18 protein-coding genes are annotated in these 19,786 nt (G+C 68.3%); 8 read left to right on the forward strand and 10 right to left on the reverse strand.

All coding sequences use genetic code 11. The annotated features are described in order from the left end of the window. Positions 1–53 precede the first annotated feature (53 nt). Positions 54–2,486, reverse strand: a complete 2,433-nt coding sequence (locus ACQZ13_RS22950) for a UvrD-helicase domain-containing protein (protein WP_431048221.1) — start codon at positions 2,484–2,486, stop codon at positions 54–56. A 37-nt stretch (positions 2,487–2,523) separates the two neighbouring features. Between ACQZ13_RS22950 and ACQZ13_RS22955 the strand changes: the two genes are divergently transcribed. Together ACQZ13_RS22955 and ACQZ13_RS22960 are read left to right on the forward strand one after the other, a co-directional pair. Beyond that, positions 2,524–2,982 carry a YchJ family protein gene (locus ACQZ13_RS22955; protein WP_431048222.1) on the forward strand — a complete coding sequence of 153 codons (459 nt, stop codon included), beginning with the start codon at positions 2,524–2,526 and terminating at the stop codon, positions 2,980–2,982. 300 nt (positions 2,983–3,282) lie between these two features. After that, a complete protein-coding gene (locus tag ACQZ13_RS22960) occupies positions 3,283–3,987 on the forward strand; it encodes a pseudouridine synthase (RefSeq protein WP_431048223.1) in 705 nt (234 codons plus the stop codon). Between the two features lie 10 nt (positions 3,988–3,997). On the opposite strand, the gene ACQZ13_RS22965 is transcribed toward ACQZ13_RS22960, so the two are convergent. Further along, on the reverse strand, positions 3,998–5,080 hold the full coding sequence (locus tag ACQZ13_RS22965; RefSeq protein WP_431048224.1) for a WD40/YVTN/BNR-like repeat-containing protein: 1,083 nt from the start codon (positions 5,078–5,080) through the stop codon (positions 3,998–4,000). A 98-nt stretch (positions 5,081–5,178) separates the two neighbouring features. Next, on the reverse strand, positions 5,179–5,448 hold the full coding sequence (locus ACQZ13_RS22970; RefSeq protein WP_431048225.1) for a MoaD/ThiS family protein: 270 nt from the start codon (positions 5,446–5,448) through the stop codon (positions 5,179–5,181). Between the two features lie 217 nt (positions 5,449–5,665). On the opposite strand from ACQZ13_RS22970, the gene rarD reads away from it, so the two are divergent. Next, positions 5,666–6,520: an EamA family transporter RarD gene (gene rarD, locus ACQZ13_RS22975; protein ID WP_431053362.1), complete on the forward strand. Its 855-nt coding sequence runs from the start codon at positions 5,666–5,668 to the stop codon at positions 6,518–6,520. Between the two features lie 239 nt (positions 6,521–6,759). Here the strand turns inward: rarD and ahpF are convergent, their stop codons facing one another. The 3 genes from ahpF to lysA all read right to left on the reverse strand — a co-directional run bounded on the left by ahpF (position 6,760) and on the right by lysA (position 10,570). Continuing rightward, positions 6,760–8,313, reverse strand: a complete 1,554-nt coding sequence (ahpF, locus tag ACQZ13_RS22980; protein WP_431048226.1) for an alkyl hydroperoxide reductase subunit F — start codon at positions 8,311–8,313, stop codon at positions 6,760–6,762. Positions 8,314–8,523: 210 nt separating this feature from the next. Next, complete coding sequence (gene ahpC, locus ACQZ13_RS22985) at positions 8,524–9,087, reverse strand: alkyl hydroperoxide reductase subunit C (RefSeq protein ID WP_067283909.1); 564 nt, start codon at positions 9,085–9,087, stop codon at positions 8,524–8,526. 220 nt (positions 9,088–9,307) lie between these two features. Then, positions 9,308–10,570: a diaminopimelate decarboxylase gene (lysA, locus tag ACQZ13_RS22990; protein ID WP_431048227.1), complete on the reverse strand. Its 1,263-nt coding sequence runs from the start codon at positions 10,568–10,570 to the stop codon at positions 9,308–9,310. A 121-nt stretch (positions 10,571–10,691) separates the two neighbouring features. On the opposite strand from lysA, the gene ACQZ13_RS22995 reads away from it, so the two are divergent. Continuing rightward, positions 10,692–11,627 (forward strand): LysR family transcriptional regulator, encoded by a 936-nt coding sequence (locus ACQZ13_RS22995; RefSeq protein WP_431048228.1) that lies wholly within the window; start codon positions 10,692–10,694, stop codon positions 11,625–11,627. Positions 11,628–11,701: 74 nt separating this feature from the next. Here the strand turns inward: ACQZ13_RS22995 and dxs are convergent, their stop codons facing one another. Genes dxs through xseB form a run of 3 tightly spaced genes read right to left on the reverse strand, consistent with a single transcriptional unit; the run spans position 11,702 to position 14,870 of the window. Beyond that, a complete protein-coding gene (dxs, locus tag ACQZ13_RS23000; RefSeq protein WP_088408733.1) occupies positions 11,702–13,666 on the reverse strand; it encodes a 1-deoxy-D-xylulose-5-phosphate synthase in 1,965 nt (654 codons plus the stop codon). Between the two features lie 58 nt (positions 13,667–13,724). Then, positions 13,725–14,585 (reverse strand): polyprenyl synthetase family protein, encoded by an 861-nt coding sequence (locus ACQZ13_RS23005; RefSeq protein ID WP_431048229.1) that lies wholly within the window; start codon positions 14,583–14,585, stop codon positions 13,725–13,727. 27 nt (positions 14,586–14,612) lie between these two features. Continuing rightward, the gene (gene xseB, locus ACQZ13_RS23010; RefSeq protein ID WP_421034480.1) at positions 14,613–14,870 is read right to left on the reverse strand and encodes an exodeoxyribonuclease VII small subunit; all 258 of its coding nucleotides are present in this window, start codon (positions 14,868–14,870) and stop codon (positions 14,613–14,615) included. Between the two features lie 257 nt (positions 14,871–15,127). On the opposite strand from xseB, the gene ACQZ13_RS23015 reads away from it, so the two are divergent. The 4 genes from ACQZ13_RS23015 to ACQZ13_RS23030 all read left to right on the forward strand — a co-directional run bounded on the left by ACQZ13_RS23015 (position 15,128) and on the right by ACQZ13_RS23030 (position 18,883). After that, positions 15,128–16,258: an aromatic ring-hydroxylating oxygenase subunit alpha gene (locus tag ACQZ13_RS23015; RefSeq protein WP_431048230.1), complete on the forward strand. Its 1,131-nt coding sequence runs from the start codon at positions 15,128–15,130 to the stop codon at positions 16,256–16,258. A gap of 129 nt (positions 16,259–16,387) precedes the next feature. Then, entirely contained in the window at positions 16,388–17,284 is an 897-nt protein-coding gene (locus ACQZ13_RS23020; protein ID WP_431048231.1) for a DMT family transporter, read from the forward strand. A gap of 87 nt (positions 17,285–17,371) precedes the next feature. Beyond that, positions 17,372–18,235, forward strand: a complete 864-nt coding sequence (locus tag ACQZ13_RS23025) for a sulfurtransferase (RefSeq protein ID WP_431048232.1) — start codon at positions 17,372–17,374, stop codon at positions 18,233–18,235. A 195-nt stretch (positions 18,236–18,430) separates the two neighbouring features. Next, positions 18,431–18,883: a universal stress protein gene (locus ACQZ13_RS23030; RefSeq protein ID WP_431048233.1), complete on the forward strand. Its 453-nt coding sequence runs from the start codon at positions 18,431–18,433 to the stop codon at positions 18,881–18,883. Positions 18,884–18,933: 50 nt separating this feature from the next. Here the strand turns inward: ACQZ13_RS23030 and ACQZ13_RS23035 are convergent, their stop codons facing one another. Then, positions 18,934–19,710, reverse strand: a complete 777-nt coding sequence (locus ACQZ13_RS23035) for a ZIP family metal transporter (protein WP_331617335.1) — start codon at positions 19,708–19,710, stop codon at positions 18,934–18,936. Between the last annotated feature and the right edge of the window lie 76 nt (positions 19,711–19,786).

Here is a 19,786-nt window from a genome sequence, read left to right on the forward strand (position 1 = left end):
GCCCATTCTGCGCCCGGAGACACGCCTGGACGCGTGCTCCGTACGATATCCGCTCAGTCGATCGGGGTCAGCTTGGCCACGCTGAGCGCCAGCCACTTCGTGCCGTGCCGGCCGAAGTTCACCTGCGCGCGCGCATCCGGTCCGCTGCCTTCGAGCGTGAGCAGCACGCCCTCACCGAACTTGTTGTGGAACACGCCCTTGCCGACGCGCAGGCCGCCGTGTTCGGCGCCGGTCTTCTCGGCGGCGGACTGCTTCATCGCCTGGGGCACCGGCGCCTGCGGGAACGCGGACGGATCGACGCGACCCGCGCCCACCATCGACTTCAGCCCCGAGCCGCGCTGCCACGCCTGCTGGTAGTCCTTCGCGAAGCCCGAGCCGAAGCCCTGGTTGCGCGGCGTCAGCCACTTCAGCGTCTCCTCGGGGAGCTCCTCCATGAAGCGGCTCTTGATGTTGTAGCGGGTCTGGCCGTGCAGCATCCGCGTCTGGCAGAAGCTGATGTACAGCCGCTGGCGCGCACGCGTGATCGCGACGTACATCAGCCGGCGCTCTTCCTCCAGCCCGTCCGAGTCGGACATCGAGTTCTCATGCGGGAACAGGCCCTCTTCCAGGCCGGTGATGAACACCGCGTCGAACTCCAGGCCCTTGGCCGAGTGCACCGTCATCAGCTGGATCGCGTCCTGGCCTGCCTGCGCCTGGTTGTCGCCGGCTTCCAGCGAGGCGTGCGTCAGGAAGGCCGCCAGCGGCGACATGATCTCGCCGGTCTCGGCGTCCGGCGTCGCGGGCGCGGCCGGGGCGACGGCCGTCGGCAGTCCCTCCGCGATCGCGCCGGGCGAGTGCTCGTCCACCGGCAGCGCCACCGCGTCCTTGCCGAAGCCCTCCTGCGTCACGAAGGCCTCGGCGGCGTTGACCAGTTCGCTCAGGTTCTCCAGCCGGTCCTCGCCTTCCTTCTCGGCGCGATAGAAGGTCGTCAGGCCGGAGTGCTCGATGATGTGTTCGATGATCTCGCGCAGCGTGAGTCCGGCCGTGGCCTCGCGCATCGCGTCGATCAGACCGACGAAGCCCGCCAGGCTCGCACCGCCGCGGCCGCCGACCGCGCCGATGCTCTGGACCAGCGAACGCCCGCTCGGCCGCGCCGCGTCCTGCAGTTGCTCGATGGTGCGCGCGCCGATGCCGCGCGCCGGGAAGTTGACGACGCGCAGGAAGCTGGTGTCGTCGTTGGGGTTCTCGATCAGGCGGAGGTAGGCCAGCGCGTGCTTCACCTCGGCGCGCTCGAAGAAGCGCAGGCCGCCGTACACGCGGTACGGAATGCCGGCGTTGAACAGCGCCGACTCGATCACCCGCGATTGCGCATTGCTCCGGTAGAGCACCGCGATCTCCTTGCGGGCCAGGCCCTGACGGTGCAGCGCCTGCGCTTCCTCCAGCAGCCATTGCGCCTCGGCGAAGTCGCTGCTGGCCTCGTGCACCCGCACCGGCTCGCCGGGACCGGCCTCGGTGCGCAGGTTCTTGCCCAGGCGGTGGCTGTTGTTGCTGATCAGCGCGTTGGCCGCGTCCAGGATGTTGCCGAAGCTGCGGTAGTTCTGTTCCAGCTTCACGACCTGGCGCACGCGGTACTCGCGCTCGAAGTCGGCCATGTTGCCCACGCGCGCGCCGCGGAAGGCGTAGATGCTCTGGTCGTCGTCGCCGACCGCGAACACGCCCTGCCCGCGCCCCGGCGGCGCGAACATCTTCAGCCAGGCGTACTGCAGCTTGTTGGTGTCCTGGAACTCGTCCACCAGCACGTACTGGAAGCGGCGCTGGTAATGCTCGCGCACGGCCTGGTTGTCGCGCATCAGCTCGAACGAGCGCAGCATCAGCTCGGCGAAGTCGACCACGCCTTCACGCTCGCACTGGTCCTGGTAGGCCTGGTAGATCTCGACCAGCTTGCGGGTCTGCTCGTCGCGCAGGTCGATGTCCTTGGGACGCATGCCGTCCTCTTTCGCGCCGGCGATGTACCAGGAGACCTGCTTGGGAACGAAGCGCTCCTCGTCGAGCTTCATCGCCTTGATGACGCGCTTGACGGCGGAGACGGTGTCGCCCGAGTCCAGGATCTGGAAACCTTGCGGCAAGCCGGCCAGTTTCCAGTGCGCGCGCAGGAAGCGGTTGCACAGGCCGTGGAAGGTGCCGATCCACATGCCGCGCACGTTCACCGGCAGCATCGCGGACAGGCGGGTGACCATCTCCTTGGCGGCCTTGTTGGTGAAGGTCACCGCCAGCACCGACGCGGGCGTCGCGTGGCCCTGGCTCATCAGCCAGGCGATGCGCGTCGTCAGCACGCGGGTCTTGCCCGAGCCGGCGCCGGCCAGGATCAGCGCGGGCTCCTGCCCCAGCGTCACCGCGGCGTACTGCTCGGGGTTGAGGTTGTCCAGCAGGCCGCGCGGCGCGCGCGGCGTGAACAGGTCCTCTTGCGGCGGGGTCGGGCGCTCGTCGCCAAAATCCTGGGAATTCATCCAGCCATTCTAGAGACGCTGGCATGATGCCGCCTCCATGAAGACAGAAAAATCCAAGACTGCGGCGAACAGCGCGGCCGGCCAGTTGAATCGCGTGGGATCAGAAGCGGGCTTGTGCGCCTGCGGCAGCGGTCGCCCGTACGCCGCGTGCTGCGGCGCCCTGCATCAGGCCTTCGCCGAAAGCGGCGCGCTCATCGCGGCGGACGCGCAGGCGCTGATGCGATCGCGGTACACGGCCTACACGATGGACCTGATCGAGTACCTGCTCGCGACCTGGTATCCGAGCACCCGTCCGGCGTCGCTCGACCGGGGGGAGCAGGACCTGAAGTGGCTGGGCCTGGAGGTGCGCCGCCACACGCGCGAGGACGCCGACCACGAGACGGTGGAGTTCATCGCGCGCAGCAAGGTCGGCGGGCGCGCGCACCGCATGCACGAGATCAGCCGGTTCGTGCGGGAGCGCGGGGCGTGGCTCTACGTGGACGGCCAGATCGACTGACCAGCCGCACGGCCGGCGTGCGCCGCACGACGCCGCCCAAGGCCATGACGAGCCGGTCCAGGAAGGACCGGTGACCGATGTGAAACTCCTGAGGCATGGCGAACTCCTGCTGGCGACGACGACTGCGGGTGCGGACCGGGGGATCCCGCCACCGACATCGATGGCGCTCTTGCCTGCTGCGATGATGAGCAGGCCGCATGACAGGATTTTGGCGAACTACCCTGTGACTGTCCTCTCCCCCCAAACGGGGAAAAGAGGGCAAAAAGCGCTCCAGGCGTGCGCAGACCGTCCCCTTCAGCGATGACAGATCCCCTTCCGCTCCTTCCTCTCCTGCATCTGGACGACCACCTCGCGGTGATCGACAAGCCCGCCGGGCTCCTGGTCCATCGCACCGCCATCGACGCGCATGAAGAAGACGCCGCGCTGCAGCGTCTGCGCGACCAGCTCGGCCGGCCGGTCTGGCCGGCGCATCGCCTGGATCGCGGCACATCGGGCGTGCTCGTCTTCGCGTTGAGCGCCGAGGTGGCGAGCCTGCTCGGCGTGGCCCTCGCCGAGCGCCGCACGCACAAGCGCTATCTGGCGCTGGTGCGAGGGTGGCCGGCTGGCGATGCCGGCGTCATCGACCATCCGCTCGCCCGCGATCCGGAGCTGCCGTCCGCCGGGCAGCCGCATCTGGACGCGCAGACGGAGTGGACCTGCCTGCGTCGGCATGAACGGCCGGTCAGCACCGATCCGCGCTTCCCGACGACGCGCCTCGCGCTGCTCGCGTGCGAGCCGGTGCAGGGGCGACGGCACCAGATCCGTCGGCATCTGAAACACCTCGCGCATCCGATCGTCGGCGACGCCAACCACGGCAAAGGGCCGCTCAACCGCGCGCTCGCGGCGCACTTCGGCCTGCAGCGGCTGTGGCTGCATGCGCAGCGGCTGTCGCTGACGCATCCGATGACCGGAGCGGCGCTTGAACTCGAAGCGGCGCCCGGTCCGGAGTGGGCTCCGTTTCTCTGAGTCGGGAGCCTCAGCCGAAACGCAGCGCGTAGATCGGCGGCAGGTGTCCGGACACGAGCGACCAGCGGTCGCCGGCATCGCCGGTCGCCCACAGGTTCCCGGTGGTGCTGCCCATCAGCAGACGCCGGCCGTCGTCGTGCGCGGCCAGGCCGTGGCGATAGACGAGGTCGTAGCAGTTCGCCTGCGGCAGTCCGGTCCGCAGCGTCTCGAAGGTCTTGCCGCCGTCGCGCGTGCGGTTCACCACCAGCGCGCCGTCCACCGGCAAGCGCTTCTCGTCCTTGACGCCGGGCACGAACCACGCGGTGTCGGGATCGCCCGCATGCGCGGCCACCGCGAAGCCGAAGCCCGACAACGGCGGCTTGATCTCGCTCCAGTGCGCGCCGCCGTCGACCGAGCGCCAGACGCCGTTGTGGTGCTGGCACCAGAGCACGTCCGGATCGGCCGCGCTGGCGACGATGCGATGCGGATCCTGGGTGTTCTCCTCGCCCTGCTGCTCCGGCGGAAGGAAGTCGGCGCGCATGCCCTTGGCGCTGATGTGCCAGTTCGCCCCGCCGTCCTCGCTGCGCCAGGCACCGCCGCAGGAGATGCCGAGCAGCAGCCGCTTCGGATCGCGTGGATCGACGTTGATCGAATGGATGCCCGGCGCGTCGTAGCCGCCGCCGAACCAGCCCAGCCGCTCGGGCTTGTCCCAGAGCGTGTCGACGAGCTGCCAGGTCTCGCCCTGGTCGTCGCTGACGAAGAGGCCGCCGGGGATGGTGCCGGCCCAGAGCCGCCCGTCGCCGCCGCGCTCCAGCGCCCAGATCAGCTGGAGCTTCCAGGGCGGGCCTTCGGCGCCTTCCGGCTGCTCGGGGAACGCGGGCGCGGCGAGCTCGCGCCACGTGGCGCCGCCGTCGTCGGACGCCTGCAGCTTCGCGCCGAAGTGCCCCAGGTTGAGCGCCGCGAACATCCGGCCGCCGCCCGCCGGCGCGGGCAGCACCATGCTGACGGGGTCGCCCACGAAGCTGTGGCGGCCGATCGTCCAGCCGCCGCCGGCGGGATCGCTGCGAAGTTCGAACAGACCCTTGCGGGTCGCGGCCCAGGCGGTGGTGGTCATCGGTGTCTCCTTGCGATGGCTGGAATCCACTGACACGACGATCGGACGCCGCGTCTTTCGACAGTCCCGCGCGCTGGCGGGTTCGCTTCGCGGGCGGTCTATCCGCCGCTCAGCGCCTGCAGCACGTACACCTTCGATTGCGCGGTGAGCGGGTCGCTGAGCCCGGACCGGTCGCGCGCCCGCTGGCCGTCGATGAAGACGGCGACATGCGTGCGCAGATGCCCCTGGTCATCGAGGATGTAGGCGCGCAGCCGCGGGTTCTGGTCGAAGGCCTGGATCAGCGCCTCGCCCAGGGTGCTCGCGTCGCACGCGAGCCGGGGCGTGTCGACGTAGCGGTGCAACTGCGACGTGAATTCGAGATGAACCATGGGGCGATCCTGCGGCCAAGCGGGCCGCGTGAAAAGAGGGGCCGTCCGGACACGACGATCGACGAGACGCCGATTCGACAGAAGCATCGGACCGTCTTGGGCAGAATCGCTGGCCTCACGCGCCTGCCGCGCCCACCGGACCATGACCAACGACACCCGCACCGCCCTCCCCCACGACACCCGCAACGAGGGCGCCTCCGCGCAGGCCCGCACCGGCATGTGCTACGCCGCGCTCGCCTACATCGCGTGGGGCCTGTTCCCGCTGTACTTCAAGCGCCTGAGCGACGTCAGCGCGTTCGAGGTCATCGCGCATCGGACGCTGTGGTCCATGGTCTTCGTCGCGATCGTGCTGACGGCGCTGCGCCGCTGGGCGTGGCTCGGTCCGGTGCTGCGCTCGCCGAAGCTGCTCGGGACCTGCGCGGTGTCGGCGCTGCTGCTGTCGACCAACTGGCTGGTCTACGTGTGGGCGGTGCAGCAGGGGCACGTGGTCGAGGCCAGCCTGGGCTACTTCATCAACCCGCTGGTCAACGTGATGCTGGGCTTCGTGTTCCTGCGCGAGCGGCTGCGGCCGGTGCAGTGGCTGGCGATCGCGCTCGCCGCGGCCGGCGTGATCTGGCTGACGGTGACCGCCGGACGGCTGCCATGGATCGCGCTGGTGCTCGCGCTGAGCTTCGGGATCTACGGGCTGATGCGCAAGACGGCGCATCTGGGTGCGCTCGAAGGGCTGACGCTGGAGACGCTGATCCTCTCGCCCTTCGCCGCGGTCGCCCTGTTCTGGTGGACCAGCCAGGGCACCAGCGCGTTCGCGACCGGCGACGCCGGCCACATCGCGTGGCTGCTGCTCGCCGGGCCGCTGACGGCCGTGCCGCTGCTGCTGTTCGCCGCCGGCGCGCGCCGCATCACGCTGACGACGCTCGGCCTTGTGCAATACCTGTCCCCGACGATCCAGTTCCTGCTCGGGGTGTGGCTGTATCACGAGCCGCTCGCCGGCGCGCGACTCGCCGGCTTCGTGCTGATCTGGTCGGCGCTCGCGGTCTACAGCGCGGAGAGCCTCTGGCGCAGTCGGCGGTGATCAACGGCCGCTGGCCCTCAGTACTTACTTCCACCGCCGCTGGCCCTCACCCCCGCCCTCTCCCGCAGTGCGGGAGAGGGGCCACCCCAGTGCTCCTGAGTCGAATGGCTCGGTGCATTCTCACTCCCTCTCCCGCTTGCGGGAGAGGGCGGGGGTGAGGGCCAGCGGCCAATGCAGGAAGCCAGCCCCAAACGACTGACGCCCCTTTCGGGGCGTCAATCAGGTGGGTTGAACTGCGATCAGTTGCGGATGATGTGGTCGAAGGCGCTCAACGCCGCCTTCGCGCCGTCGCCGGCCGCGATGATGATCTGCTTGAACGGCACGGTCGTCGCATCGCCCGCGGCGAACACGCCCGGCACCGAGGTCTGGCCCTTCGCGTCGACGATGATCTCGCCGTGCTTGGACAGCTCGACCGTCCCGCGCAGCCACTCGGTGTTGGGCACCAGGCCGATCTGCACGAAGCAGCCTTCGACCTCGACGCGCTTGCTCTCGCCGGTGGCGCGGTCGATGTAGTTCAAGCCGTCGAGCTTGCCCGACGTGCCCGTGAACTCGCTGGTCTGCGCCTGCTTCAGGATCACGACGTTCGGCAGGCTTTCCAGCTTCCTCACCAGCACCGCATCCGCGCGCAGCTGATCGCCGAATTCCAGCAGCGTCACATGCGACACGATGCCGGCCAGGTCGATCGCCGCCTCGACGCCGGAGTTCCCGCCGCCGATCACCGCCACGCGCTTGCCCTTGAACAGCGGACCGTCGCAGTGCGGGCAGTAGGCCACGCCCTTGTTCTTGTATTCCTGCTCGCCGGGGACGTTGACGTTCCTCCAGCGCGCGCCGGTCGAGAGGATCACCGTCTTGCTCTTGAGCGAGCCGCCGTTGGCCAGCTTCAGCTCGATCAGGCCGCCCGGCGTGGTCGCCGGGATCAGCGCTTCACCGCGCTGCAGGTTCATGACGTCGACGCCGTAATCCTTGACGTGCGACTCCAGCGCCATCGAGAACTTCGGACCGTCGGTCGACAGCACGGAGATGTAGTTCTCGATCGCCAGCGTGTCGTTGACCTGGCCGCCGAAGCGCTCGGCCGCGATGCCGGTGCGGATGCCCTTGCGGGCCGCGTACACCGCCGCCGCCGCGCCGGCAGGACCGCCGCCGACGATCAGCACGTCGTACGGCTCCTTGGCCGACAGCTTGGCCGCGTCCTTCTGCGCCGCGCCGGTGTCCAGCTTGGCGGCGATCTCTTCCACGGTCATGCGGCCCGAGCCGAATTCCTGGCCGTTCAGGTAGATCGTCGGCACCGCCATGATCTCGCGGGCGTTGACCTCGTCCTGGAACAGCGCGCCGTCCACGACCACCGTCTTGACGCGCGGATTCAGCACCGACATCAGCGACAGCGCCTGCACGACGTCCGGGCAGTTGTGGCAGGTCAGGGACATGTAGACCTCGAAGAGGTAGTCCCCGTCCAGGCCCTTGATCTGGTCGATGGTGGCTTGCTCCACCTTGGGGGGATGGCCGCCCGTCCACAGCAGGGCCAGCACCAGCGAGGTGAACTCATGGCCCAGGGGAATGGCGGCGAAGCGCAGGCTCTGTTCCGTGCCCGTTCGCTTCAGGCTGAACGACGGCTTGCGCGCGTCGTTGCCGTCCAGGTTCAGCGTGATCTTCTCGGACATCGCGGCGATGTCCTGCAGCAGCTGCTTGAGCTCTGCGGCGCTCTCGGAGTCGTTCAACGAGGCTTCGATCTCGAACGGCAGCGTGACCCGCTCCAGGTAGGCCTTGAGCTGCGCCTTCAGGTTGTCGTCCAACATCGTTGCTTCCTTCCAATTTTCTTAAGCGACTTCGAGAACCGGCCTCCCTGTCAGATCAGAGGGACGGCCGAGCACACGCCCGCGGACCGGATCGGTCCACGCGCGGCGCTTTTGCAGTGAGGGGGAGAGGAACGTCCTCATCCGGATCACCGGTCCGGGGGAGAGAGACGATCCGGACGGACCGCCTCCACCCCCGTGAGGGCGAGATCCTCAGATCTTGCCGACCAGGTCCAGCGACGGGGCGATGGTCTTGTCGCCTTCGTTCCACTTGGCCGGGCAGACCTGGCCCGGGTTCTTGGCGACGTACTGGGCAGCCTTCAGCTTGCGCAGCGTTTCCTTGACGTCGCGGGCGATCGCGTTGTCATGCACTTCCAGGGTCTTGATGACGCCGTCCGGATTGATCACGAAGGTGCCGCGCAGGGCCAGGCCTTCTTCCGGGATGTGCACGCCGAAGGCGTTCGTCAGGGCGTGCGTCGGGTCGCCGACCAGCGGGAACTTGGCCTTGCCGACGGCCGGCGAGGTTTCGTGCCACACCTTGTGCGAGAAGTGCGTGTCGGTCGTGACGATGTAGACCTCGGCGCCCAGCTTCTGGAACTCGCCGTAGTTGTCCGCCGCGTCTTCGACTTCCGTCGGGCAGTTGAAGGTGAAGGCGGCCGGCATGAAGATCAGCACGGACCACTTGCCCTTGAGCGACTCTTCAGTGACCTCGATGAACTTGCCGTTGTGGAACGCTTGGGCCTTGAAGGGTTGGACTTGGGTGTTGATCAGGGACATTGCTTCGTTCTCGCTGTCTGGGGTTGATGGGATAGAAAGAATGATAGGGGGCGAAGGCTATCGGTGGGTTTGAATTCCCCAATGCGGCCTATTGCCAATCCCTATTGAGCCAAGCTATCAAAAATCATTTGTGCGATAGCAAAAACGTCATATCGGCGACAAACCGCTGTCAAAACCGCCCGATCGCCCCTTCCCCGCGTTCAAACCGGACGAACGGCGATCAGACCGCTTCCAGCGCCAGCAGTTCCTCGACGGTCTGGCGACGGCGGATGAGTCGGTCCGAAGCGCCGTCGACCAGCACCTCGGCGATCAGCGGCCGGCTGTTGTAGTTGCTGGACATGGAGGCGCCGTACGCACCGGTATCGTGGATGACCAGCAGATCGCCGACCTGCGCTTGCGGCAATTCCCGCGCCAGCACGACGCCGCCTTCGGCCTGGGTGAAGACATCGCCGGATTCGCACAGCGGACCGGCGACCACGGTCTCCTGGATCGGGCGGCGCTCGCCATCCGCAGGGATCAGGCTCATCGCGTGGAAGCTGCCGTACATCGCCGGCCGCATCAGCTCGTTGAAGCCGGCATCGACCAGCAGGAAATGCTGGCGTCCCTGAGACTTGACCGCGCGGACCTCCGCCAGCAGCACGCCAGATTCCGCCACCAGGTAGCGACCCGGTTCGATCTCCAGGTCCAGCGGATGGCCGACGACGTTCTCGGCCTCCTTGCGCGCGGCATCCCACAGGCTGAAGTAGTGGGCGGTATCGATGCGCTCGCCGCCCTCCTGATAGGGAATCGACAGGCCGCCACCGGCCGAGATCGCCAGCAGATCCAGGCCGCTGGCCTTGACGGTCCGGACGAGCTCGACCATGGCGCTGCCGACGCGGCCCAGATGCTCGTAGTCGACGCCGGAGCCGATGTGCATGTGCAGCCCGATCAGCGTCAGCCCGCGGCGCGCGATGACGGCCAGCGCGTCCTTCAGTTGCTCGTGCCAGATGCCGTGCTTGCTGTGTTCGCCGCCGGTGTTGGTCTTGTTGCTGTGGCCGTGGCCGAAGCCGGGATTCAGGCGCAGCCACACCGGATGGCCGGGCGAGACTTCGCCGAGCTGCTCCAGCATGTCGATCGAGCCGGCGTTCACCGGGACGCGGTGCTCGACGACCGTCTTGAGCGTCTCGCGGTCCAGCAGGTCGGCGGTGAACACGATGTCCGAATGGACCGCATCCGCGCCGGTGCCGACGGTGAATCCGGCGGCGAAGGCGCGCAGCAGCTCGCCGCGCGACACGGAGTCGACCTTCACCCCCTGCTCCCGCATCAGCCGCAGGATGTGGGTGTTGGAACACGCCTTCTGGGCGAACCGGATCGTGTCGAACCCGCCCAGCGCGGTGATGCGCTCGCGGATGACGGTGGCGTCATACACCCACAGCGGGGTGCCGTACTTGGCGGCGAGCGCCTGGAGCTGCTGTTCGCGGGCGGGGGTCAGGGCTTGCGGCATGTCAGAAATCCTTCGGGCAGATGCTGGAACTACCGCAAGCATCCATCGGACGATGTATTCAATCAAATGCTTTGTTTTGCAGATGGATTTCATTCCTGATATGCACTGATATCCTGCCGGGATGTCCCTGCCGATCACGCACCGCCACATCGAGGTCTTCCGCGCCGTCATGACCGCCGGCAGCGTGACCGGCGCCGCGCAGCTGCTGTTCACGTCGCAACCGACGATCAGCCGCGAGCTGGCGCGGATGGAATCGCTGCTCGGCTACGCGTTGTTCGAGCGCACGGCGGGGCGGCTGCGCCCGACGGCGCGCGCGCTGGCGCTGTTCGACGAAGTCCAGCGCGCCTATCAGGGTCTGGACCAGGTCGTCGCCCGCGCCCAGTCGCTGGGCCGCGCCGAGGACGAACGCCTGCGCGTCCTGACCCTGCCGGCACTGGCGCACGCGCTGCTGCCCGACGCGAGCGCCGACTGGCTGGCCCGGCACCCGCAGGCGGAACTGACGCTGACGCCGCAGGAATCTCCGCTGCTGGAGGAATGGATGGCCGCGCAGCGTTTCGACATCGGCCTGAGCGAGGTCCCCACCACCGTACCCGGCACGCGGAGCGAGATGCTGGCCGAGCTCGACGAGGTCTGCGTGCTGCCCGCAGGCCATCGCCTGCTGGAACGACAAGTCCTGACCCCGGCGGACTTCGAAGGCGAGCGCTTCGTCAGCCTGTCCGCCGAGGACCCCTACCGTCGCCAGTTCGACGCCATCTTTGCAAGTGCCGGCGTGCGTCGTCGTCTGCAAATGGAGACACACAGCGCGATCGCCGTCTGCGCGCTGGTTCAGAAAAACCTGGGCATTGCGCTCGTGAATCCGCTGACCGCGCGAGCCTGCGCCGGACCGGATCTGCACCTGCGACCTTTCTCGGTGTCGGTGCCTTTCCGCATCCAGGCGCTGTGGCCGCTGCACCGCGCCGCGCATGCGCTGACGCAGGACTTCATCGATGCGGTGAAGCGCGCGCTTGCGCCCGCGATGGCCGGTCAACAGGCGCCTGGAAAGGCAAAACGGCGCTGACCGCAAGGCCAGCGCCGTTCGAAGGAAAGCGCGTGGGGACGCTCGTGGGGCGCTCGTGAAAGAGCGCCCGCCGCTCAGGCGACCTTGATCGCCACCGGCGCCAGGGTCGACAGGAAGCGCTCGCGGATCGAGCGCTCGATGCCGGCGGCGTCCAGGCCGCACTGCGCCATGAGTTTGCCCGGCTCGCCGTGCTCGACGTACTCGTCAGGCAGGCCCAGCTGCAGCACCGGCAGCGACAGGCCTTCGGCCTGCAGCGCTTCCAGCACCGCGCTGCCGGCGCCGCCCATGATGCAGCCGTCCTCGACGGTCACCAGCGCGTCGTGCGTGCGGGCCAGTTCCTTGACCAGCTCCACGTCCAGCGGCTTCACGAAACGCATGTTGGCGACGCTGGCGTCCAGCGCCTCCGCGGCCTTCAGCGCCGGATGCAGCAGCGTGCCGAAGGCCAGGATCGCGACGCGAGGCGCATGGACGCCCGCGCGGCCGCCGGTCGACGGCAGCGACGAGGTCCGGCGCATCTCGCCCTTGCCCCAGGGCAGCGCGACCATCTCCTTCTGGATCTCCGCGCCGATGCCCGCGCCGCGCGGATAACGGACCGTCACCGGGCCGTTGTGCACGTGGCCGGTGTACAGCGCCTGGCGGCACTCGTTCTCGTCCGACGGCGTGATCACGCTCATGTTCGGGATGCAGCGCGTGAAGGCGATGTCGTAGTTGCCGGCGTGCGTCGCGCCGTCGGCGCCGACCAGGCCCGCGCGGTCCAGCGCGAACAGCACCGGCAGGTTCTGCAGCGCCACGTCGTGGACCATCTGGTCATAGCCGCGCTGCAGGAAGGTCGAATAGATCGCGACCACCGGGCGCAGGCCTTCACAGGCCAGGCCGCCGGCGAAGGTCACCGCGTGCTGCTCGGCGATGCCGACGTCGTAGTAGCGCGTCGGGAAGCGCTTGTGGAACTCCACCATGCCCGAGCCCTCGCGCATCGCCGGCGTGATGCCGACCAGCGTCGGATCGGCCTCGGCCATGTCGCAGAGCCAGTCGCCGAACACCGTCGTGAAGGTCTTCTTCGCCGGCGCGGTCGACGGCTTGATGCCTTCGGCCGGGTTGAACGGCGTCGGGCCGTGGTACTTCACCGGATCGGCCTCGGCCAGCTTGTAGCCCTGGCCCTTGCGCGTGACCAGGTGCAGGAACTGCGGGCCCTTCTTGTCGCGCAGGTTCTCCAGCGTCGGGATCAGCGCGTCCAGGTCATGCCCGTCGATCGGGCCGACATAGTTGAAGCCGAATTCCTCGAAGATGGTCCCGGGCACGAACATGCCCTTGGTGTGTTCCTCGAAGCGACGGGCGAACTCGTACAGCGGCGTGTGCTTGAGCACCGACTTCGCGCCTTCGCGCGCCGCGGCGTAGAACTTGCCGCTCATCAGCCGGGTGAAATACTTGTTCAGCGCGCCCACCGGCGGGCTGATCGACATGTCGTTGTCGTTCAGGATCACCAGCACGTCGCCGAGCAGGCCGCCGTGCGCCACGCCGGCGTTGTTCAACGCCTCGAAGGCCATGCCGGCGGTCATCGCGCCGTCGCCGATGATGGCGACCACGCGGCGCGCCTCGCCCTTGATCCGGGCCGCCATCGCCATGCCGTGCGCGGCGGAGATCGAGGTGCTCGAATGCGCGGTGCCGAAGGTGTCGTACTCGCTCTCGTCGCGGCGCGGGAAGCCCGAGATGCCGCCCTGCTGGCGCAGCGTCGCCATCGCGTCGCGGCGGCCGGTCAGGATCTTGTGCGGGTAGGTCTGGTGGCCCACGTCCCACACCAGGCGGTCACGCGGCGTGTCGTAGACGTAGTGCAGCGCGACCGTCATCTCCACGGTCCCCAGGTTCGACGACAGATGGCCGCCGGTCTTGGACACGCTGTTGAGGATGTGCGCGCGGACCTCGTCCGCCAGCTGCGGCAGCTGGCCACGCGACAGCCGGCGCACGTCCGCGGGGCTCTCGATGGTCGACAGCAGCGTCTGCGCGGTCGTCGCCGTCGTCGCGTTCGATGGGTTCTCGCTCATGGCGTCGCCTCTCCTTGTCGTCAGGCCCGGCACGGATCCTCGCGGATCCGGCCGGATCTCAGTTGTCTCGCTCGACGACCTTGTCAGCCAGCAGGCTGAGCCAGGCGGTGTCGGCCAGGCCGCTGCCGGCCAGCGCCTGATGCGCCTCGTCCCGCAGGCGGAGCGCGTACGCGCGGGCGGGCTCCAGGCCCAGCACGCTGACGTAGGTCGGCTTGTTGTTGTCCTGATCCTTGCCGGCGGTCTTGCCCAGCACGTCGCTGTCCTGGGTCACGTCCAGGATGTCGTCGACGACCTGGAAGGCCAGGCCGATCGCGGCGCCGTAGCGGCTCAGCGATTCCCAGGCCACCGGCGACAGCTCGCCGCAGGCCGCGCCCATCAGGACGCTGGCCTGCAGCAGCACGCCGGTCTTGCGGCGGTGCATGTCGCGCAGCGACGCCTCGTCCAGCGGCTTGCCGATGCTGGCCAGGTCGATCGCCTGACCGCCCGCCATGCCGTCGTAGCCGCTGGCGCGCGCCAGCAGCCGGCACAGCCTGGCCTGCAGCGCGGGCTCGACGCCCTCGTCCGGCGTCAGCACGTCGAAGGCCAGCGCCTGCATCGCGTCGCCGGCCAGCATCGCCTGGGCTTCGCCGTACTGCACGTGCAGCGTCGGCTTGCCGCGGCGCAGCACGTCGTTGTCCATGCACGGCATGTCGTCATGCGCCAGCGAGTAGGCGTGGATCAGCTCCACCGCGCAGGCCGCGCGCATCGCGGCTTCGCGCTGCCCCGCCGCGGCGTCGGCCGCGGCCAGCACCAGCAGCGGGCGCAGGCGCTTGCCCGCCCCGAGGACGGCATACCGCATGGCCTCGCCCAGACCCGCCGGGGCCCCTTCGGGCACCCAGGTCTCCAGCGAGCGCTCGACGTCGTCGAGGGACTGCTTCACCCAACGTTCGAAAATCCCTGCATCCACTTATTCATCTCCCCAAGCCTGCGCGCCGCCACCTTCAATGACCTGTACTTGTTGTTCGACGGCCTGAAGTCGCGCACGGCAGTATTTGAGCAAGGCGGCCCCGCGCTGGTAGCTGGCGAGCAGCTGGTCCAGCGGCAGTTGGCCGGCCTCCATGGCCTGAACCAGACGTTCCAGTTCCTCGACCGCCAGCTCATAGCTCGCGGGCTCCTCCTGGATCGTGGATGGCGCCGACTTGGCGCTGGCGGAAGGCTTGCTCATTTCAAAACGCGAAAAGGCTGATTGTAAGCACCGTCACTACCCCGTCCGTCCTCCGACCGTCGGGGGATGTGAGCGCGCCGCCACAGGCGTCAGCGGGTGTTTCGGTCGTTCGGTAAAGCTTGACACCCACCGATTTCCCCTCCGGAGAAGGGCCGGGTACAATCACCGGTTCCTTTGCCCGCCGCCATGCCCTAAAAGGGGTCCGGCGGGTTTTTCATTCACGGTTGACATTGGAGTCTTGGAGACCCTCTTGGATCATGTCCGACCTGAGCATCCCTCTCAGCGCGCTTGAACGCAGCGGCACGGGCGGCACAGCGCCCAGCCACCCCCAGCTACCGGTCACCTCCTACTTCGACGAGGACCTGTTCCGCCGCGAACAGGAACTGATCTTCCAGCACGGCCCCCGCTACCTCGGCCACGCGCTTGCCGTGCCCGAGGTCGGCGACTATTACGCCCTGCCGCAGGAAGGCGAGGGCCGCGCCCTCGTGCGCAGCGCGCAAGGCCTGGAACTGATCTCCAACGTCTGCCGCCACCGGCAGGCGGTGATGCTGCGCGGGCGCGGCAACACGCGGAGCAACATCGTCTGCCCGCTGCACCGCTGGACCTACGACCTCCAGGGCGAACTGGTCGGCGCGCCGCATTTCAAGCAGGACCCCTGCCTGCACCTGAACCGCTACAAGATCCGCGAGTGGAACGGCCTGCTGTTCGAGGACAACGGCCGCGACATCGCGGCCGACCTGGCGGGTCTGGGTCCGCGCGGCGCGCTGGACTTCAGCGGCTACCAGCTCGACAAGGTCCACGTCCACGAGTGCGACTACAACTGGAAGACCTTCATCGAGGTCTATCTGGAGGACTACCACGTCGGTCCGTTCCACCCGGGCCTGGGCCACTTCGTCACCTGCGACGACCTGGCGTGGGAGTTCGGGCGGGACTACTCGGTGCAGACGGTGGGCGTGAACAAGGCGCTCGAGAAGCCGGGCTCCGAGACCTACGCCAAGTGGCACGACCAGGTGCTGGGTTTCTCCGGCGGCCAGGCCCCGGACCAGGGCGCGATCTGGATGACCTACTACCCCAACATCATGGTGGAGTGGTACCCCAACGTGCTGGTGGTGTCGACGCTGTTCCCCAAGGGACCGCAGAAGACGACCAACATCGTCGAGTTCTACTATCCGGAAGAAGTCGTCGCCTTCGAGCGCGACCTCATCGACGCCCAGCAGGCCGCCTACATGGAGACCTGCGTGGAGGACGACGAGATCGCGCTGCGCATGGACGCGGGCCGCAAGGCGCTGATGGAGCGGGGCGACAACGAGGTCGGTCCGTACCAGACGCCGATGGAAGACGGCATGAAGCACTTCCACGAGTGGTACCGCGGGTTGATGAAGCGCTGACACCGCGCCGACGCTGCGCCGACCGAGCACCCACCCGGGTGCGCACAACGCCCCGCTCTTGCGGGGCGTTCGTTTTTGCGGCTCCCCGCAACAGGCCGGACCGACCTTCGGCGCGAGAATCCGCCGCATATGTCTGCCCCCCTGTTGATGGTCCTGGCGACCCTGCTGTTCGCCACCATGGGTGTCTGCGTCAAGCTGGCTTCGGCCTACTACGGCGCCGGCGAAATCGTCATGTACCGCGGCCTGGTCGGCACGCTGTTCCTGTTCGCGCTCTCGCGGGCGAAGGGGCTGTCGCTGAAGACCGCCGTGCCGGCCATGCACTTCTGGCGCAGCCTGTCGGGGGTGATCGCGCTGTCGCTGTGGTTCTTCGCGATCAGCAAGCTGCCGCTGGCCACGGCGATGACGCTGAACTACATGTCCTCGGTCTGGATGGCGCTGTTCCTGATCGGCGGAGCGGTGCTGATGGGCGCGGCCAAGGTGGATCCGCGGCTGATCATCACGGTGCTGCTGGGCTTCGTCGGCGTCGGGCTGGTGCTGCAGCCGGCGATGGAGGACCAGCAGGTCTGGCACGCGCTGGCCGGACTGGCCTCCGGGATGCTGTCGGCGATGGCCTACCTGCAGGTGACCTCGCTGGGGCGCGCGGGGGAGCCGGAGTTCCGCATCGTCTTCTACTTCTCGATGGGCGGCGTGGTCGCGGGCGCGCTGACGACGATCGTGTCGCACGGCGGCTGGCACGGCCACACCTGGACCGGCGCGGCGCTGCTGCTGGCCGTCGGCGTGCTGGCCACCGCCGCCCAGCTGCTGATGACCCGCGCCTACGGCACCGGCAAGCCGCTGGTGAACGCGTCGCTGCAGTACCTGGGCATCGTGTTCTCGGCGTTGTATGGTGTGCTGATCTTCGGTGACCTGCTGGGTCTGCTGTCCTGGATCGGCATCCTGCTGATCGTCGTGGCAGGGCTGGGGGCGACGCTGCTGCGCGCCCGGAACACGCCCAAGGACGCCCAGCATTCTGTCCAGGAATCTTGAACGGCCATGACGACTTCAGCGACGCCCCAACCGGTTTCTCCCTCGACATCCGCCCAGACCGCCCCCGCCGGGGCAGGTCTTGACGGTTTGATCACGGTCGGGCAGTTGCAGGCGTTGATGGGCTCGTCCGAGCCGCCGCTGATCGTCGACGTGCGCTTCGACCTGGCCGACACGGCGGCCGGCGAACGCGCCTACGCGGCCGGCCATGTTCCCGGCGCGTTCTATCTCCACCTGGACCGCGACCTCAGCGGTGCCAAGCAGGACGCGTTCGGCGCGTTCCGCGGCCGCCATCCGCTGCCCGAGCGCGACGCCTTCGCCGCACGCCTTCGTGAGCTCGGCATGACGCCGGGCCGACAACTCGTCGCCTACGACGCCGCCGACGGCATGTACGCGGCGCGTGTGTGGTGGATGCTGCGCTGGCTGGGTCATGCGCAGGTCGCGGTGCTGGACGGCGGATTCGCCGCCTGGCAACAGGCCGGCGGCGCGGTGTCCTCGGACGCGCCTTCTGCCGGCTCGGCGACGACGATCTCCGGCGCCGGCCCCTCCTTCGAACCCGCCGAGCCGCTGGAGACACCCTGGTCCGCCCAGGAACTGCTCGCCGGCCTCGGGCGGGTGCGCCTGATCGACGCCCGCGCCGGCGAGCGCTTCCGGGGCGAAGTCGAACCGCTGGACGCCCAGGCCGGCCACATCCCGGGCGCGACGAACCGCTTCTTCAAGATCAACCTGACGCCCGAGGGCCGCTTCAAGCCGGCCGCCCAGCTGCGCGAGGAATTCAGCGCGCTGCTCGGTCCGCAGGGCGCGGACGGCACGGTGCACCAATGCGGATCGGGCGTGACCGCCTGCCACAACCTGCTGGCGATGCACCACGCCGGGCTGACGGGGAGCCGGCTCTACCCTGGCTCCTGGAGCGAATGGAGCGCGAATCCGCGCCTGCCGCTCGCGAAAGGCTGAGCAAGAAGCCGGGCGGGAGGGTGCGCAAAAGGCTGAACCGTCGGCTGACAAAGGCTGACGCCGGCCCCAATTGACATTGCGCAAGGCGCGAGCACCATGAGAGGGTCAGACTGCGAAGGCAAGCCCTGACCCTACCCGCCGTGGTGGGGATCGGGTCCACCCAGCCCAACCCCGTTCGCTCGAAGGAGGCTCGCCATGTTCCAGCGCATCCTGATTCCCACCGACGGTTCCGACATCACCGCCAAGGCGATCTCCACCGCCATCCAGCTGGCCAAGTTCCACAACGCCCGGCTGTTCGCGATCAGCGTGAAGGAGCCCTTCCCCTACAGCGCCGTGTCGGAGATGCAGCCGACGCCGCCGCAGGAGTTCTTCGACGCCCAGGAGCGCATCGCGCAGGAGCGTCTGGCGCACGTGCTGTCGCTGGCCAGAGCCGAAGGCCTGGAGATCGAGGCCCACAGCGTGGAGGCGCTCCACCCCTGGGAAGCCATCATCGAACACGCCAAGCGCGTCAACGCGGACCTGCTGGTGATGGCCACGCACGGCCGGCGCGGACTGCAGGCGCTGCTGCTGGGCAGCGAGACGCAGAAGGTGCTGTCGCACTGCGCCTTCCCGGTGCTGGTGGTGCACGGAGAAGGCGCGCCTCAGTAAGCCGTCAGGCAGGTTGACCGGAGCGCCCTCCCGGGCGCCTCCGACGCACGTCAATGGGCGTGCTTGCCGCCCACGACGATGAGCACGAACACGATGCCCACGCCCAGCCACAGCAGCTGCAGCGCGGTGTCCTTCCACGGCAGCCGGCGTTGCAGCTGCGGGATCAGGTCGGCGACCGAGACATAGACGAAACTGCTCGAGGCCGCCACCAGCAGGTAGGGAAACAGCTGCTGCCACGGCCCCACCACGTAGTAGCCGACCAGCCCGCCGATCACCGCCGCCATCCCGGACACGGCGTTGAAGAACAAGGCCTTCTTGCGCGTGAAGCCGGCATTCAGCAGCACGATGTAGTCGCCGACTTCCTGCGGGATTTCATGGGCCACGATCGCCATCGCGGTGACCCAGCCCAGATGGTGATCCGCCAGGAACGCCGCGGCGATGATGATCCCGTCGCAGAAGTTGTGGATCGAATCCCCCACCAGCACCGACAACCCGCCCCGGCCCGCCTGCTCCTGGTCGAAGTGGTGGTGATGGTGATGCCCGTCCCCCTCATGATGGTGGGTGTGACGGTAGAGCTCGGCCTTCTCCAGCAGGAAGAAGAACATCAAGCCGCCCAGCAGCGCCAGGAACAGGTTGTGCGGATCCGCCCCGCTCTCGAACGCCTCCGGCAGCACATGCAGCAGCGCCGTCGACAGCAGCACACCCGTCGACAGACTCACCAGGTGCTTGACGATGCGGCTCAGCAAGCCGACCGTCAGCATCGCCGCGATCGTCACAGAGGCGAGACCGCCGGCGAATGTCACCAGCAGGATGTAGGTCAGGGTCATGGATAAAAAAGGCGCACCACTGAGGGTGCGCCGGTTGGGTTCCCAAAATTGTCTCAGACTCGTCAAGCCCCCGCCT

Source organism: Roseateles sp. L2-2 (genome assembly GCF_050613215.1).
GTDB classification, from domain to species: Bacteria; Pseudomonadota; Gammaproteobacteria; order Burkholderiales; family Burkholderiaceae_C; genus Roseateles; species Roseateles noduli.

Excerpts from the sequence above, each read along its gene's own strand:
- ACQZ13_RS23020 (WP_431048231.1), top strand. The coding sequence starts at position 16,388 with ATGTCTGCCCCCCTGTTGATGGTCCTGGCGACCCTGCTGTTCGCCACC.
- lysA (WP_431048227.1), bottom strand. The coding sequence starts at position 10,570 with ATGCCGCAAGCCCTGACCCCCGCCCGCGAACAGCAGCTCCAGGCGCTC.
- ahpF (WP_431048226.1), bottom strand. The coding sequence starts at position 8,313 with ATGTTGGACGACAACCTGAAGGCGCAGCTCAAGGCCTACCTGGAGCGG.
- ACQZ13_RS22960 (WP_431048223.1), top strand. The coding sequence starts at position 3,283 with ATGACAGATCCCCTTCCGCTCCTTCCTCTCCTGCATCTGGACGACCAC.
- ACQZ13_RS23030 (WP_431048233.1), top strand. The coding sequence starts at position 18,431 with ATGTTCCAGCGCATCCTGATTCCCACCGACGGTTCCGACATCACCGCC.
- rarD (WP_431053362.1), top strand. The coding sequence starts at position 5,666 with ATGTGCTACGCCGCGCTCGCCTACATCGCGTGGGGCCTGTTCCCGCTG.
- xseB (WP_421034480.1), bottom strand. The coding sequence starts at position 14,870 with ATGAGCAAGCCTTCCGCCAGCGCCAAGTCGGCGCCATCCACGATCCAG.
- ACQZ13_RS23015 (WP_431048230.1), top strand. The coding sequence starts at position 15,128 with ATGTCCGACCTGAGCATCCCTCTCAGCGCGCTTGAACGCAGCGGCACG.
- dxs (WP_088408733.1), bottom strand. The coding sequence starts at position 13,666 with ATGAGCGAGAACCCATCGAACGCGACGACGGCGACGACCGCGCAGACG.
- ACQZ13_RS22950 (WP_431048221.1), bottom strand. The coding sequence starts at position 2,486 with ATGAATTCCCAGGATTTTGGCGACGAGCGCCCGACCCCGCCGCAAGAG.
- ACQZ13_RS22995 (WP_431048228.1), top strand. The coding sequence starts at position 10,692 with ATGTCCCTGCCGATCACGCACCGCCACATCGAGGTCTTCCGCGCCGTC.
- ACQZ13_RS22955 (WP_431048222.1), top strand. The coding sequence starts at position 2,524 with ATGAAGACAGAAAAATCCAAGACTGCGGCGAACAGCGCGGCCGGCCAG.
- ACQZ13_RS23035 (WP_331617335.1), bottom strand. The coding sequence starts at position 19,710 with ATGACCCTGACCTACATCCTGCTGGTGACATTCGCCGGCGGTCTCGCC.
- ACQZ13_RS22965 (WP_431048224.1), bottom strand. The coding sequence starts at position 5,080 with ATGACCACCACCGCCTGGGCCGCGACCCGCAAGGGTCTGTTCGAACTT.
- ACQZ13_RS22970 (WP_431048225.1), bottom strand. The coding sequence starts at position 5,448 with ATGGTTCATCTCGAATTCACGTCGCAGTTGCACCGCTACGTCGACACG.
- ahpC (WP_067283909.1), bottom strand. The coding sequence starts at position 9,087 with ATGTCCCTGATCAACACCCAAGTCCAACCCTTCAAGGCCCAAGCGTTC.